At 68.4% G+C, this 13,505-nt stretch carries 16 protein-coding genes; 7 read left to right on the forward strand and 9 right to left on the reverse strand.

What is annotated here, in order from left to right:
* Nucleotides 1-573 (reverse strand): Maf family protein, encoded by a 573-nt coding sequence (locus tag HUU94_RS06140; RefSeq protein WP_254602001.1) that lies wholly within the window; start codon nt 571-573, stop codon nt 1-3.
* 65 nt (nt 574-638) lie between these two features.
* Nucleotides 639-857 (reverse strand): translation initiation factor IF-1, encoded by a 219-nt coding sequence (gene infA, locus HUU94_RS06145; protein WP_174274217.1) that lies wholly within the window; start codon nt 855-857, stop codon nt 639-641.
* A 159-nt stretch (nt 858-1,016) separates the two neighbouring features.
* Between infA and pdeM the strand changes: the two genes are divergently transcribed.
* Nucleotides 1,017-1,688, forward strand: coding sequence for a ligase-associated DNA damage response endonuclease PdeM (pdeM, locus tag HUU94_RS06150; protein WP_174274218.1), 672 nt, complete (start codon nt 1,017-1,019; stop codon nt 1,686-1,688).
* Nucleotides 1,689-1,802: 114 nt separating this feature from the next.
* Here pdeM and msrA read toward each other — a convergent pair whose 3' ends face one another.
* From msrA to HUU94_RS06170, 4 genes are all read right to left on the reverse strand, one after another.
* Nucleotides 1,803-2,501: a peptide-methionine (S)-S-oxide reductase MsrA gene (msrA, locus tag HUU94_RS06155; RefSeq protein ID WP_174274219.1), complete on the reverse strand. Its 699-nt coding sequence runs from the start codon at nt 2,499-2,501 to the stop codon at nt 1,803-1,805.
* A gap of 52 nt (nt 2,502-2,553) precedes the next feature.
* The gene (locus HUU94_RS06160; protein WP_174274220.1) at nt 2,554-3,756 is read right to left on the reverse strand and encodes a pyridoxal phosphate-dependent aminotransferase; all 1,203 of its coding nucleotides are present in this window, start codon (nt 3,754-3,756) and stop codon (nt 2,554-2,556) included.
* A gap of 71 nt (nt 3,757-3,827) precedes the next feature.
* Nucleotides 3,828-5,567: an aminodeoxychorismate synthase component I gene (pabB, locus tag HUU94_RS06165; protein ID WP_174274221.1), complete on the reverse strand. Its 1,740-nt coding sequence runs from the start codon at nt 5,565-5,567 to the stop codon at nt 3,828-3,830.
* A gap of 63 nt (nt 5,568-5,630) precedes the next feature.
* A complete protein-coding gene (locus tag HUU94_RS06170; protein WP_174274222.1) occupies nt 5,631-6,122 on the reverse strand; it encodes a DUF4142 domain-containing protein in 492 nt (163 codons plus the stop codon).
* A 98-nt stretch (nt 6,123-6,220) separates the two neighbouring features.
* On the opposite strand from HUU94_RS06170, the gene HUU94_RS06175 reads away from it, so the two are divergent.
* Nucleotides 6,221-6,886 carry an MBL fold metallo-hydrolase gene (locus tag HUU94_RS06175; RefSeq protein ID WP_174274223.1) on the forward strand — a complete coding sequence of 222 codons (666 nt, stop codon included), beginning with the start codon at nt 6,221-6,223 and terminating at the stop codon, nt 6,884-6,886.
* On the opposite strand, the gene HUU94_RS06180 is transcribed toward HUU94_RS06175, so the two are convergent.
* Entirely contained in the window at nt 6,883-7,278 is a 396-nt protein-coding gene (locus HUU94_RS06180; protein WP_174274224.1) for an MAPEG family protein, read from the reverse strand. The two genes, HUU94_RS06175 and HUU94_RS06180, sit on opposite strands and share 4 nt — an antisense overlap.
* A 187-nt stretch (nt 7,279-7,465) precedes the next feature.
* Here HUU94_RS06180 and rpmF point away from each other — a divergent pair, with 187 nt between their 5' ends.
* From rpmF to HUU94_RS06205, 5 genes are read left to right on the forward strand one after another with little or no spacing between them, the layout of a single operon-like run.
* A complete protein-coding gene (gene rpmF, locus HUU94_RS06185) occupies nt 7,466-7,645 on the forward strand; it encodes a 50S ribosomal protein L32 (RefSeq protein WP_167074219.1) in 180 nt (59 codons plus the stop codon).
* A 28-nt stretch (nt 7,646-7,673) separates the two neighbouring features.
* The gene (plsX, locus tag HUU94_RS06190) at nt 7,674-8,720 is read left to right on the forward strand and encodes a phosphate acyltransferase PlsX (RefSeq protein ID WP_174274225.1); all 1,047 of its coding nucleotides are present in this window, start codon (nt 7,674-7,676) and stop codon (nt 8,718-8,720) included.
* Entirely contained in the window at nt 8,717-9,712 is a 996-nt protein-coding gene (locus tag HUU94_RS06195; RefSeq protein ID WP_254601999.1) for a beta-ketoacyl-ACP synthase III, read from the forward strand. The genes plsX and HUU94_RS06195 overlap by 4 nt, the downstream gene beginning before the upstream one ends.
* Before the next feature lie 55 nt (nt 9,713-9,767).
* Nucleotides 9,768-10,067, forward strand: a complete 300-nt coding sequence (locus HUU94_RS06200; protein ID WP_174274226.1) for an integration host factor subunit alpha — start codon at nt 9,768-9,770, stop codon at nt 10,065-10,067.
* A gap of 11 nt (nt 10,068-10,078) precedes the next feature.
* Nucleotides 10,079-10,435 (forward strand): MerR family transcriptional regulator, encoded by a 357-nt coding sequence (locus HUU94_RS06205; RefSeq protein WP_174274227.1) that lies wholly within the window; start codon nt 10,079-10,081, stop codon nt 10,433-10,435.
* Between the two features lie 126 nt (nt 10,436-10,561).
* On the opposite strand, the gene HUU94_RS06210 is transcribed toward HUU94_RS06205, so the two are convergent.
* Nucleotides 10,562-11,101 (reverse strand): SixA phosphatase family protein, encoded by a 540-nt coding sequence (locus tag HUU94_RS06210; RefSeq protein WP_174274228.1) that lies wholly within the window; start codon nt 11,099-11,101, stop codon nt 10,562-10,564.
* Nucleotides 11,098-13,505, reverse strand: a 2,408-nt coding sequence (locus HUU94_RS06215; protein ID WP_174274229.1) for an ATP-dependent DNA helicase, incomplete at its 5' end; no start/stop codon positions are given. The genes HUU94_RS06215 and HUU94_RS06210, both read right to left, overlap by 4 nt.

The following is a 13,505-nucleotide window of genomic DNA, read 5'->3' on the forward strand; positions in this document are numbered from 1 at the left end:
TCAGCCGTGCGGCAACGACAGGCCGGCGGCGATCAGCAGCGCGCGGGTTTCGAACAAAGGCAGTCCGACGACGCCGGAATGGCTTCCCGAAAGCGCGCGGACGAAGCCTTCCGCAGCACCCTGGATCGCGTAGCCGCCCGCCTTGCCGATGCCTTCGCCGCTTACCGCATAGCGCTCGATCGTCGCGGCGGTGAGCGGGCCGAAGATGACGATGCTGATCGAAAGGCGGTGCCGCGCGACGCCGCCCGCATCGATCACGGTGAGCGCGGTCAGCACGCGATGGCGGCGCCCGGACAGCAGTTTCAGGCAAGCGCGGACCGCATCGGCGTCGGCCGCCTTGGGCAGGATACGGCGCCCCGCGGCGACCACCGTATCCGCAGCGAGCACGATCGCGCCGGCATGGCGGGCGGCGACCACGGCGGCCTTTTCGGCGGCAAGCCTGCGGGCATGTTCGGCGGGCAATTCGGCGCCTCCTGGCGCTTCGTCGATCTCGGCGGGGTCTATCGCATCGGGGACGATGCCGATTCGCGCCAGCAGATCGAGACGGCGCGGGCTGGCCGAGGCCAGCACCAGCCGAGGTGTCGGTGCCCGTTCCGGATTCCGGCCAGCACCGGGACGATCATCGCCCGCGGCGCTGGTCACTTGAAGCGGTAGGTGATCCGGCCCTTGGTCAGATCATAGGGCGTGAGCTCGCACAGCACCTCATCGCCGACGAGCACGCGGATGCGGTTCTTGCGCATCTTGCCGGCGGTATGGCCGAGGATCTCATGATCATTCTCGAGCCGCACGCGGAACATCGCATTGGGCAGAAGCTCGACCACCTGGCCGCGCATTTCGAGCAGTTCTTCCTTGGCCAAACAATGCCTCAGTCTGTTTCGGAGGATGGGAAATCGGCGCCGCCCTTAGCCGCTGAAGGCTGAAAAGGGAAGCGAGCCGCGCCCCGGAGATGGGGAGGCCAGGCCCGGTTTGCCAGCGGCGATTGCGCGAAAGCTGCAAACGCCCTTATAGGCACAGCGATGGTTCGCTTTTCGTTCTGTGGTGTCGAGCTCGCCTTGTTGCCGTCCGGCGCGCTGTTCTGGCCGGCGCGGGCGGCGCTGCTGGTCGCCGATCTGCACTTCGAGAAAGCGAGCTGGTATGCCGGCGGCGGGCAGATGTTGCCGCCCTACGATACGATCGCGACGCTCGCCGCGCTGGAGGCGGAGGTCGCAGCGACGCAGGCGCGCGAAATCTGGTGCCTGGGCGACAGTTTTCACGACAGCGACGGCTGCGATCGATTGCCGCCGCACGCTCAAGCGACGCTCCGCGAGCTGACCGCCGCGACCGCCTGGACATGGATCAGCGGCAATCACGACGCGGCGGCGCGCGGCCTTGCCGACCATTGCGGCGGGCGCGTTATCGAGGAAGCCGAGGTCTGCGGGCTGTTGCTGCGCCATCAGGCCGACCCGCGCGAGACGCGGCCCGAGCTTTCGGGCCACTTCCACCCCAAGCTGCGACTCCGCCACAAGGGGCGGCAGGTCGCACGGCGCTGTTTCGTGGCGAGCGGCACCAAGCTGATCCTGCCCGCCTTTGGCACGCTCACCGGCGGGCTCGACGCCTGCGATCCGGCGATCCGCAACGCGATCGGCGCGCCCGCGCAGGCGCTGGTGCCGCTCGCCGACCGGCTGTTGCGCTTCCCGCTCGCGGCTTAAGGCTGTCTGTTTAAGCTGAACGTCACCCCAGCGAAAGCTGGGGTCTCCCAAAACGGGGCCGCGGTTTCTGGACGAGATGTCGGCTTCCGCCGGCATGACGGAACAGGAAAGGGACTAGCCCCGCACCAGCACCGGCCTTTCGCGCCACAGTTGCGGGTAGAGCTTCTTGAGCGCGGCCAACTTGGGAAGATCGTTGTAGCGGATATAGCCCGCATCGGGGTGCAGGGTCAGATAATCCTGATGATAGCCCTCGGCGGCGTAGAAGGGCTGCGCGGGCTCGATCCGCGTGACGATCGGCCGCTTCCAGAGACGCGCCTGTCTGAGCTGGCTGAGATAGGCCTGCGCGACCCTGGCCTGCGCGGCGTTCTGCGGGAACAGCGCCGAGCGATACTGCGTCCCGCTGTCCGGCCCCTGCGCGTTGAGCTGGGTGGGATCGGCGACGACCGAGAAATAGACGCGCAGCAGATCGGCATAGCTGACGACGCGCGGATCGAAGGTGACGCGGACCGACTCGGCGTGGCCGGTGTCCCCGTCCGAGACGCGATCATAGTGGGCATTGCCCGCCGCGCCGCCGGTGAAGCCCGAAACCGCGCCGGTCACGCCCTTCACATGCTGGAACACGCCCTGCACGCCCCAGAAGCAGCCGCCGGCGAATATGGCGGTTTCGGATGGCGCGTTCGAAGCTACGGATACCAAGGGCGCGGGCGCGTTGACCGCAGTCTCGGCCGAGAGCGAGGAGGCGCCGCCCACCAGGGCATAGCCGACCCCCAAAGCAGCAACGCCGGTGAGCAGACGAAAGGCGACATTGGACATCGGACAGAGCTCCAGGATTCGCCCCTGTATATAGGAGGTCGCGCGGCGCCTGCTAGCGCAGCGCCGCGCAGGCGGTCTGGATTCGCGTGCAGGCTTCGGTCAGCACCTCCTCGGACGTCGCATAGCTTACCCGGAACGCAGGTGACAGGCCGAACGCGGCACCGTGGACCGCCGCCACCCGCGCCTCATCGAGGAAATAGTCGATCAGCGCCTCGTCGGTATCGATCGTCTTGCCCGTGGGCGTCGACTTGCCGATCAGCCCCGTGACTTCGGGATAGACGTAGAAGGCGCCGTCGGGACGCGGGCACTGCACGCCTTCGATCTGGTTGAGCATCGCGCAGACCAGATCGCGCCGCCGTTCGAACGCGGCATTGCGTTCGATCAGGAAATCCTGCGGGCCGTTGAGTGCCGCCACCGCCGCCGCCTGGCTGATCGAGCAGGGGTTGGAGGTGGATTGCGACTGGAGCTTGCTGATCGCCTTGATCAGCGGCTGCGGCCCGCCCGCGAAGCCGATCCGCCACCCCGTCATCGAATAGGCCTTCGAGCAGCCATTGACGGTCAGCGTCCGCTCGTAGAGCTCCGGACAGACCTGCGCGATCGTGGTGAACTGGAAATCGCCGTATATGATATGCTCGTACATATCATCGGCCATCACCCAGACGTGTGGGTGGCGGACGAGCACCGCGCCCAGCGCATTCAGCTCCGTCTCGGTATAAGCGGCGCCGGTCGGGTTGGAGGGCGAGTTGAGGATCAGCCATTTGGTGGCCGGCGTGATCGCCGCCTCGAGCTGCTCGGGCAGCAGCTTGTAGCCTTGCGCCGCGCCCGCCGCCACGAACACCGGCGTGCCGCCACAGAACTGGACGATATCGGGATAGGAGACCCAATAAGGCGCCGGCACGATCACCTCGTCGCCCGCCTCGACCGTCGCGACGAGCGCGTTGAACAAGGTCTGCTTGCCGCCCGAATTGACGCTGATCTGCGCCGGCGCATAGGTAAGGCCGTTGTCGCGCGCGAATTTGGCGGAGATCGCCGCCTTGAGTTCGGCGGTGCCATCGACATTGGTATATTTGGTCTGGCCCGCGCGGATCGCGGCGATCGCCGCCTCCTTGACGAAATCGGGCGTGTCGAAATCGGGTTCGCCCGCGGCGAGGCCGATCACCGCGATGCCCTTGGCCTGGAGCTCGATCACGCGCGAGGTCATCGCGAGCGTCGGCGAGGGCGTGATGCGATCGAGGGCGGCCGAGAGCAGCGGCATGGTTGAGGATCCTGTTCCGAGGGAGGCGCGCGGCCTATAGCCCCGCCCATCGCGGCGCGGCAACCGCCCGGTCAGGCGAGCCGCGCGCCGATCAACCCGCGCAGCGCGTTGCCGATCAGGAAACCTTCGGCCAGGTCTTCCGGGCGGAGATCGCCCTCGATCGCCTCGCCCGCGGCGATCAGCGCATCGCGCAGCACGCCGGGGAGCATCGGGCGTGACAGCGGCGGGGTCAAGAGCCTGCCATCGGCGCGGCGGACGAACAGCGAGGTGAAGCTGCCCTCGGTGACGAAGCCCTGGGTGTCGACGAACGCGACTTCGAACGTGCCGGCGGCGGCGCGGGCGCGATCGTAGAAGCGGCGGTCGCTGGTCTTGTGGAGGAGACGGATGTCGGCGGGATCGACCGGCAGCGGCGCCAGCGTCACCGTGACGGCGCCGGTCGGCGGCTGGGGAAGCGGCGTCACCGCGATCGCCAGCGCCCCCGATCGGGCGAGGCGCACGCGCACGCGCATCCCGACGGCAAGCCGGAAGGTCGCGGCGTGAAGCTCGTTGCGCGCGGCGTGGCGATCGAAGGCGAAGCCGAACGTGTCGGCGCTGGCCTTGAGGCGGGCGAGGTGGCGTTCGCATTCGAGCAGCCCTTCCACGGGATCGAAGCGCATCGTCTCGAGCAGATCGAAGCCCGGCGCGCCGGCGTTCAGGAAGGCGCCCTTGGCGAGGCATTCGGCCCATTCGTCGGGCGCGGTCGAATCGGCGACGATGCCGGAGCCCAGCCCGATCGATGCGGTATCGCCGCCTTCCTCGATGACCAATGTGCGGATCGCGACGTTGAACGCGGCATCGCCGTTCGGAGCAAGAGCGCCGATCGCGCCCGTGTAGGCGCCCCGCGCGCGTTGCTCCAGCGCCGCGATCGCCGCCATCGCGCGCAGCTTGGGAGCGCCGGTGATCGAACCGCAAGGAAACAGCGCCTCGATCGCGGCGACCGCGTCCTGCCCGGCGGCGAGATCGGCTTCGATGGCGGAGACCATTTGCAGCACCGTCGGATACCGCTCGACCGTGAACAGTTCGGGCACGCACACGCTGCCCGGCCGCGCCACCCGCGCGATATCGTTGCGCAGCAGATCGACGATCATCAGATTCTCGGCGCGCTGTTTGGGATCGGCGGCGAGCGCCTCGGCGCTCGCATCATCCTCGGCGGGCGTGCCGCCGCGCCTGCTCGTGCCCTTCATCGGCCGCGCGGCGATGCGGCGACCATCGATCCGGAAAAACAGCTCGGGCGAGAAGGAGAGCAGCCAGCGCGCGCCATCATGGACGATCGCGCCGCGGCCCGCGCCGGCCGCCGCGCGCAGGCGGGCGTAGAGCGCGAGCGGATGGCCGCCGATCCGGACGCGGTTGGGAAAGCTGAGGTTGAGCTGGTAAACCTCGCCCGCCGCGATCAGCGCCTGTGCCTCGGCGAACGCGCGGGCGTAGGCCGGATAATCGATCAGCGGCTCGGGCGGCATGCAGAAGGCGCCGGCCGGATCGGGGAACGGCGGCGCGTCATAAGGATCGGCGCGATCGAACAGGCCGAACCACAGCAGTGGCCCCGATGCCGACGGGAAGGCCGGCGTGCCGACGAACGCGCCACCGGCTTCGTAGGTCATATAGCCGGCGGCGTGATGGCCGGCGGCAAGTGCCGCCCGGAGCCGAGCGAGAGCCGGCCGAACTTCATCGGGGGTCGCGGCGGAAATGATCTCGACGGGATCGGTATAAAGCGTCCCGTGCCCGCCGGGCCGCGCATCATCCAGCAAGACGAAAGGACCGCGCACGGGCAGCATCGCTGCCGCCCATGGCGCGGTCCGGTCGATCAGGCAATGGCGGCTGCCGTTGCCGATACCGTTCTACATCGCGGGCATCGCGTTGAGCATCGAGATATGCTCCTGCACCACGGGCACGATCTTGCCGGCGGTCGCCTTCAGCGCGGGCTTGTCGCCGGTCGTGGCGTAATCCTGCTGGGTTTCGAGCGCCATCTGATGCGCGGTCTTCTGCTGGCTGACGTACAGCATGTCACGATCCATTCCCTTCGCCGCCGTAAGCTTAGCGATCATCATCTTCTGGTCGGCGGACAGCATCGGCGGCTTGGGCGTGATGCCGGACTTGATCGCGGCGGCCTTCACCATGCTGGTGCTCTTGCCATGATCGGTCACCATCATGTCGGCGAAACCGCGTACCTTGGCATTCTTGGTCGATTGCAGCACCAAAGTCGCAGATTTTTTCTCGAAGAGATCGCTGGCCCCCGCCTTCATCAGATATTCGGAGGTCGGCAGCGCATTGGCGACGCCCGCGATGGAAGCCGAGGCGGCGAGCGCGAGGGCGATATGTGTGCGGATCATGGTAAACCTTTCCTGTTGGCGCGCGAAGAACGTCTTTGCGATCAAATGGTTCGCGCCAATCGCTTGCCCTCCGCCCCGGTGCACGCCATCTCTCCGCCATGACCACCGAACCTCCGCTGCGCGCCGCCATCATCCCGGTCACGCCGTTGCAGCAGAATTGCAGCCTGATCTGGTGCACCCGGACGATGAAAGGCGCGTTCGTCGATGCCGGCGGCGATCTCGATCGGCTCAAGGCGGCGGCCGAGCAGGCCGGCGTGACGATCGAGAAACTGCTCGTGACGCATGGCCATATCGATCATTGCGGCGGCACCGGCATCCTGGCGCGCGAACTAGGCGTGCCGATCGAGGGGCCGCAGGAGGAGGATCGCTTCTGGATTTCTCGTCTCGGCGATGACGGCCGCAACTATGGGATTGCGGGCGAATCGTTCGAGCCCGATCGCTGGCTGGAAAATGGCGATCGGGTGACGGTGGGCGAACTCGTGCTCGATGTCCTCCACTGCCCCGGCCATACGCCCGGCCACGTCGTCTTCCACCATGCGCCGTCCAAGCTGGCGATCGTCGGCGACGTGCTGTTCCAGGGATCGATCGGCCGCACCGATTTTCCGCGCGGCAATCATGCCGATCTGATCGAGGCGATCACCGGCAAGCTCTGGCCGCTGGGCGGCGATACCGCCTTCATCTGCGGCCACGGCCCGATGTCGACCTTCGCGCACGAGCGGCAGGGCAACCCCTTCGTGGCCGACCGGGTGCTGGCGCGCGCCTAGCGCGGGCTGAGATAGACCAGCGCGATCGCGTAGCCCGAAAGCCCGATCAGCACCGCCCAGGTGACGAGCGCGCCGCCCGCACGAAACGGATTGGGCGCCGGGCGCTCCATCCCGAACGGGTGCGCCACGCGCGCGACGAGATAGACGATCGCGACGATCCACAGCCATTGCATCGGCCCGCGCGCATATTCGATCAGCCCGAGCAGGATCAGGAAGAAGGGGGTATATTCGACGAAATTGGCGTGCGCGCGCATCCGCGCGAGCATCAGCGGATGGCTGCCGTCGCCGATGTCCACCTTGCCCTTGATCCGCACCTGCGCGCAGCGGAAGGCGAGCCAGACGTTAAGAAGGGTTGCGGCCGCGGCCATGGTGAGCGTGATCGGCAGCGTCATTCGGGCGTCCTCATCCTGTCATGCTCCTGTGCCACAGGGTGGAGTGCGCTTGCAACGCGGGCGAACTTCGGTATAGGCGGCGATCGTTCGCGACGGCCCGGCCAGCGCACTTTCCGGATGACCTTCGGTGAGCGGCGTCAGGCATGGGTTCGTCGCGTATTTTCTTGCAGCAGATACAGGTGCCGAAATGGCCGTCCCAAAGAGAAAAACCTCGCCCTCGCGGCGGAACATGCGCCGCAGCCACCATGCGCTGGAAGTCGCGGCATTTCAGGAATGCCCGAACTGCGGCGAGCTGAAACGCCCGCACAATCTCTGCGGCCATTGCGGCCACTATAACGGGCGCGAGATCCTCCCGGTCGAGGCCTGAGCCGATCGGTGCCTGAGACGTGGGTGCGATGAACGGGCCGCGTCTCGCGATCGATGCGATGGGCGGGGATAACGGGCCCGCGGCGCCCGTCGCCGGCGTGGCGCTCGCAGTCTCCCGCGATCCCTCGCTGCGCTTCCTGCTATTCGGCGACAAAGCGGCGGTCGCGGCCGAGGTCGCCCGGCATCCCGCCCTCAGCGGCCATGTCGAGATCGTCCATGCGGCCGAAGCGATCACCGGCGACGACAAGCCCAGTCAGGCGATTCGCCGTGCGCGCACCACATCGATGGGCCTGGCGATCCAGGCGGTGAAGGAGGGTCGCGCCGATGCCGCGGTTTCGGCGGGCAATACCGGCGCGCTGATGGCGATGTCCAAGCTCGCGCTGCGCACGGTCAAGGGGATCGACCGGCCGGCGCTCGCGGCGCTGCTGCCGACGCTGGGCGAGCATGATCTCGTGATGCTCGATCTCGGCGCCAATACCGAATGCGATGCGGCGAACCTCGTCCAGTTCGCGGTGATGGGTGCCGCCTATGCGCGGATCGTCCATGGCATCGCGCGGCCCCGCGTCCGCCTGCTCAACATCGGCACCGAGGAATTGAAGGGCACCGACGAGCTCAAGCAGGCCGCCGCCGCCTTGCGCGAAGCGCAGCATCTGCCGCTGGCGTTCGACGGCTTCATCGAAAGCGATCGCTTGGGCCGCGCGGAAGCCGACGTGATCGTCTCGGACGGTTTTTCGGGCAATATCGCGCTCAAGACGATGGAGGGCACCGCGCGCTTCGTCACCGATCTGCTGCGCCGCGCCTTCACCAGCTCGTTCCGATCCAAGGCGGGCTTCCTGCTGTCGAAGCCGGCGGTCCATCTGCTGCGCGTCCAGCTCGATCCCAACAATCATAACGGCGCGGTCTTTCTGGGGCTCAACGGCGTCGTCGTGAAGAGCCATGGCAGCGCCAGCGCCAAGGGCATAGCCAATGCGATCGAGGTGGCGGGCAAGCTCGCGCGGCAGGGCATCGTCAGCCGCATCGTCGAGGATCTGCGCAAGATTCCCGCAAGCCCGATCGAGAGCGCGGCACACGCGTGAGCGAGGTATCGGGCAGCATCGCGACCGCGACCGCGCGGCGGGCGATCATTCTCGGCACCGGCTCCGCGCTCCCGGCGCGGCGGGTGAGCAATGCCGAGCTCGCCGAAACCGTCGACACCTCCGACGAATGGATCGTCGAGCGGACCGGCATCCGCGCGCGCCATATCGCGGGCGAAGGGGAGACGACCGCCACCCTGGGCGCCGAAGCCGCGCGCCTCGCGCTGGAGGCGGCGGGGATCGAGGCCGCCGAGATCGGCCTGATCATTCTCGCCACCGCGACCCCCGACCAGACCTTCCCCGCCTCCGCCACCAAGGTGCAGGATTTGCTCGGCATTCGCGATTGCGTCGCGTTCGATGTCGCCGCGGTCTGCTCGGGCTTCCTATACGCGCTTTCGGTCGCCGAGAGCATGATCCGGGGCGGCACGGCGGACAAGGCGCTGGTGATCGGATCAGAGACCTTCAGCCGCATCCTCGACTGGGAGGATCGCACCACCTGCGTATTGTTCGGCGACGGCGCGGGCGCGGTGGTGCTCGGCGCCGAGGAGCGGAGCGATCGCGGCGTGCTTTCGGTCGCGCTGCACGCCGACGGGCGGCACAACCAATTGCTCTATGTGGATGGCGGCCCGTCGACCACGGGCACGGTCGGCAAGCTCCGGATGAAGGGGAAAGAGGTGTTCCGCCACGCGGTGGTCAACCTCGCCGCCGTGCTGACCGAGGCAATCGAAAAGGCGGGGCTGGAGCTGGCCGAGGTCGATTGGGTGGTGCCGCACCAGGCCAACCGCCGGATCCTCGACGCGACCGCGCGCAAGCTCGGCCTCGCGCCCGAAAAGGTGATCGTCACGGTCGACGAACATGCCAATACCTCGGCCGCATCGGTGCCGCTCGCCTTCGACGCCGCGGTGCGCGACGGACGGATCAAGCGCGGCGATCTGATCGTGTTCGAGGCGATGGGCGGCGGCTTCACCTGGGGGGCGGCGGTCGTGCGTTTCTAGGCTCTTGTTGCCGCCAGCCTGCCTGGGTTAGGAATATGGTCGGATAGGGGAAATAATGACCGACTCGGGAACTTTGACGCGCGCCGATCTGGCGGAGGTGCTGCACGGCGAGATCGGGCTTTCGCGCGCCGCCTGCGCCGATATCGTGGAGCGCACGCTGGCGCACATGTGCCACGCCATGTCGACGGGCCACAATGTCAAGATTTCGGGTTTCGGCACCTTCGTGCTGCGCGACAAGGCGCAGCGGATCGGCCGCAACCCCAAGACCGGCCAGGAAGTGCCGATCGCTCCGCGCCGCGTGCTGACCTTCCGCGCCAGCCAATCGATGCGCGACCGCATCGTCCAGGCCGGCTGAGGCAGAAGCATATGGCGCCGCCGGAGAAAGCCGAGGGCGCGTTTTGGACGATCAGCGAAGTCGCCGGCGAACTCGGACTGCCGCAGCATATCCTGCGCTATTGGGAGACGCGCTTCCCGCAATTGAAGCCGCTGCAACGCGCGGGCAACCGCCGCTACTATCGGCCCGCCGACGTCGCCCTGGTCAGGCGCATCCAGCAATTGCTCGCCAGGGAAGGCTATACCGTGCGCGGCGTGCAGAAATTGCTCGCCGAGGATGACCGCAAGGCGGTCCCCGTGCCTGCCCTCCAAGACCGCGACGGCACGATCAAGGCGATCCGCGACGGGCTGGCGCTGGCGCTGGTCGAGGATGCGCGGCTGACGCTTTAGGCTCCGATCCAGCAAGGCTAGAGTCTGTCCTGTTGGCGTTGAACTCTCGTCACCCCGGCTCAAGGCCGGGGTGACGTTTCAGCTTGAGCAAGACAGCCTCTAATGGGAGTAAGACACCATCCAGCTCTATGGCTGATCGGGCCCGAACGCGGGATCGAGATCGCGCGGGCGGACGAAGCGGCGCAGCCGGCCCGCTCCCGGCGTCACATCGGCCCAGTGGGGCGAATCCAGATCGATCTGCGCGACGCTGGCGGTGGGATATTTCTCCTCGACCGCGCTGCGATCGCCATCGGCTTGTGCGGGCACGAGCATCAGCACCAATTCTTCCAGCCCCGGATTGTGCCCGACCAGCAGGAGATCGTCGGCTTCGTCGGGCACCTCGTGGATCAGATCGAGCAGTTCATCGGCGGTGGCGAGGTAGATGCGCCTTTCCCAGGCGGGCTCGATCCCCGGCCCATAGCCGGCCGACACCTCCTCCAAAGTCTCGGCGACACGCACCGCGGGCGAGGCGATGACGCGATCGAAGTGCGTGCCGCCCTCGCGGAGATGCTTGCCGATCGCGCGCGCGGCGCGGCGGCCCTTGGTGTTGAGCCGCCGATCGAAATCGCGCGCGACGAGGCCATCGTCGCCCGATTTCGCGTGTCGCAGCAATGTCAGCCGTTTCATCCCCGCCCCATCACCACGTCGTTTCCCGCCTGATGCCCTAAAGCGGACGGGCACGAAAGCCGCTCCGCGACTCGGGATACCGCTTCTTCGAGAGAAACGCGTGACACGCGAACGCCGGGCGGGAAGGCATCGAGCAGGCGCGATGGCGTCGCGGCGGAAAGCAGCACGAACGATCCGCGATCGCCGGCGCGGCGGATCAGCCGCCCGAAGCCCTGCGCGAGCTTCGCCTTGACCAGCCTTTCGTCATAGGCGCTGCCCCCGCCCGCCGCCCGGCGCGCGGCATGCAGAACGGTGGGACGCGGCCACGGCACGCCCTCCAGGATTACCAGCCGCAGCGAATCGCCCGGCACATCGACACCGTCGCGCAAGGCATCGGTGCCGAGCAGCGATGCGCGCGGATCGTCGCGGAAGATATCGACCAAGGTGCCGGTGTCGATCGGATCGACATGTTGCGCGTAGAGCGGCAGCCCGGCGCGCGCGAGGCGATCGGCGATCCGCGCATGGACCGCCTTGAGCCGCTGGATCGCGGTGAACAGCCCGAGCGCGCCGCCGCCCGCCGCCTCGATCAGCCGCGCATAGCCACCCGCCAGCGCGGGGAGATCGCCGCGCCGGATATCGGTAACGATCAGCACCTCGGCCTGGCTCGCATAATCGAACGGGCTCGGCACCGAGAAGCGCATCGGTTCGCGATCGAGATGGACAGCACCGCTGCGCGCCTCCGCGACCTGCCAGTCGCCGCCGTTGGTCAGCGTCGCCGAGGTGACGATCAGCCCGTGCGCGGGCTTGAGCACGACCTCCGCGAGCGGGCGCGTCGGATCGAGCCAGCGGCGGTGCAGCCCGACGTCATATTCGCGCCCTTCGACGCGATCGACCGCCAGCCAATCGACGAAATCGGGATCGGTCGGCCCGCCCAGCCGCGTGAGCAACGCCACCCACGCACCGAGCAATTGGGTGCGATGCGCGAGCCCGTAGATCGCGCCATCGACGCGCGCGCGCGCCGCGCTGTCGAGCCAGTCGGGCGCATCCTCCAGCACCGCCTGCAGCCGCTGGCGCAGCCGCGCGAGCGGGCGGACGAGCGATTCGAGCGCCTCGGTGGCGGTGGCGGCGGCCTCGATCAGCGGTGCCTCCAGCTCGGAGGCGTGAGTTTCGAGGCCGTAGCCCGCGTCGGCGGCGCTGGCGCGCGCGTAGACCGCGGTGCGCACCGCCGCGAGCAGCTTTTCGATCGGGCCGAGCGGCAGCTCCTCGACCAGCCTGCCCAGCCAGCCGTCGCCGGGAAGCAGCAGCGCGGCATCGCGCGCCTGCTCGATCGCGCGCGCGCCCTCCTCGTCATAGGAGGCGACGTCGAGCAGGCGCGCGGCGAGCCCGCGCCGCCGCCCGCGCGCCTTGCTTTCCGGGCCGATGATCCAGCGGCGCAGCTCGATCGCCTCCTGCCCGCTCAGCACCGCCGCGAAGGTCGAGTCGGCGGCGTCGAAGACGTGATGGCCCTCGTCGAAGATCAGGCGGGCCAGCGACTCTCCGGTCTCGGCGCGGCGCGCGGCGGCGGTCATCACCAGGGCATGGTTGGCGATCACCAGATCGGCGGCTTCGGACGCGCGCGCCGATCGCTCGATGAAGCAGCGGCGATAGTGCGGGCAGCCCGCGTGGATGCACTCGCCGCGCCGATCGGTCAGCGCGGTCGCGCCCGCGCGGCGGAACAGCGTGGGCAGCCAGCCGGGGAGATCACCGCCGACCATATCGCCGTCGCGGCTGTAGGCGGCCCAGCGCGCCACCAGTTGCGCGAGGATCGCCGCGCGCCCCTGGAAGCCGCCCTGCAACGCATCCTCGAGGTTGAGCAGGCAGAGATAATTCTCGCGCCCCTTGCGGACGACGACCTTTTCGCGGCGCTGCGCGGAATCGGGGAAGACGCGCGCGCTTTCGGCGGCGAGCTGGCGTTGCAGCGCCTTGGTGTAGGTCGAGATCCACACCGCCCCCTGCGCGCGATCCGCCCACAGCGCCGCCGGCGCGAGATAGCCGAGCGTCTTGCCGATCCCCGTCCCCGCCTCGGCGAGCAGCATGTGCGGCTGGCCGGTGACGACACGCGGATCGAACGCGCGCGCGGCGGCGGCGGTATAATCGCGCTGGCCCTGGCGGGTTTCCGCGCCCGCCCCGGTCAGTCCCTCGAGCGCGCCGACCGCATGCTCGGGATCGAGCCGGATCGGCAGCGGCGCGGGGCGCGGAGGCGCATCCTCCCATTGCGGCAGCTTGGAAAAGAGCCACGCTTCGGCCTGCGGCGGGCGCGGAATGCGCGGCGCGACGAGGCTCGCCCACGGCCAGCGCATCCGGCCGAGCGTCTGTGCCGAGGTCCAGCCGCCGCCGCGCTCGGGCCAGCCCGGATGCCCGAGCGTCGCCAGCATGGCGCCTGCCG

The organism is Sphingomonas bacterium (assembly GCF_903644055.1).
Classification (GTDB): Bacteria; Pseudomonadota; Alphaproteobacteria; order Sphingomonadales; family Sphingomonadaceae; genus Sphingomonas_I.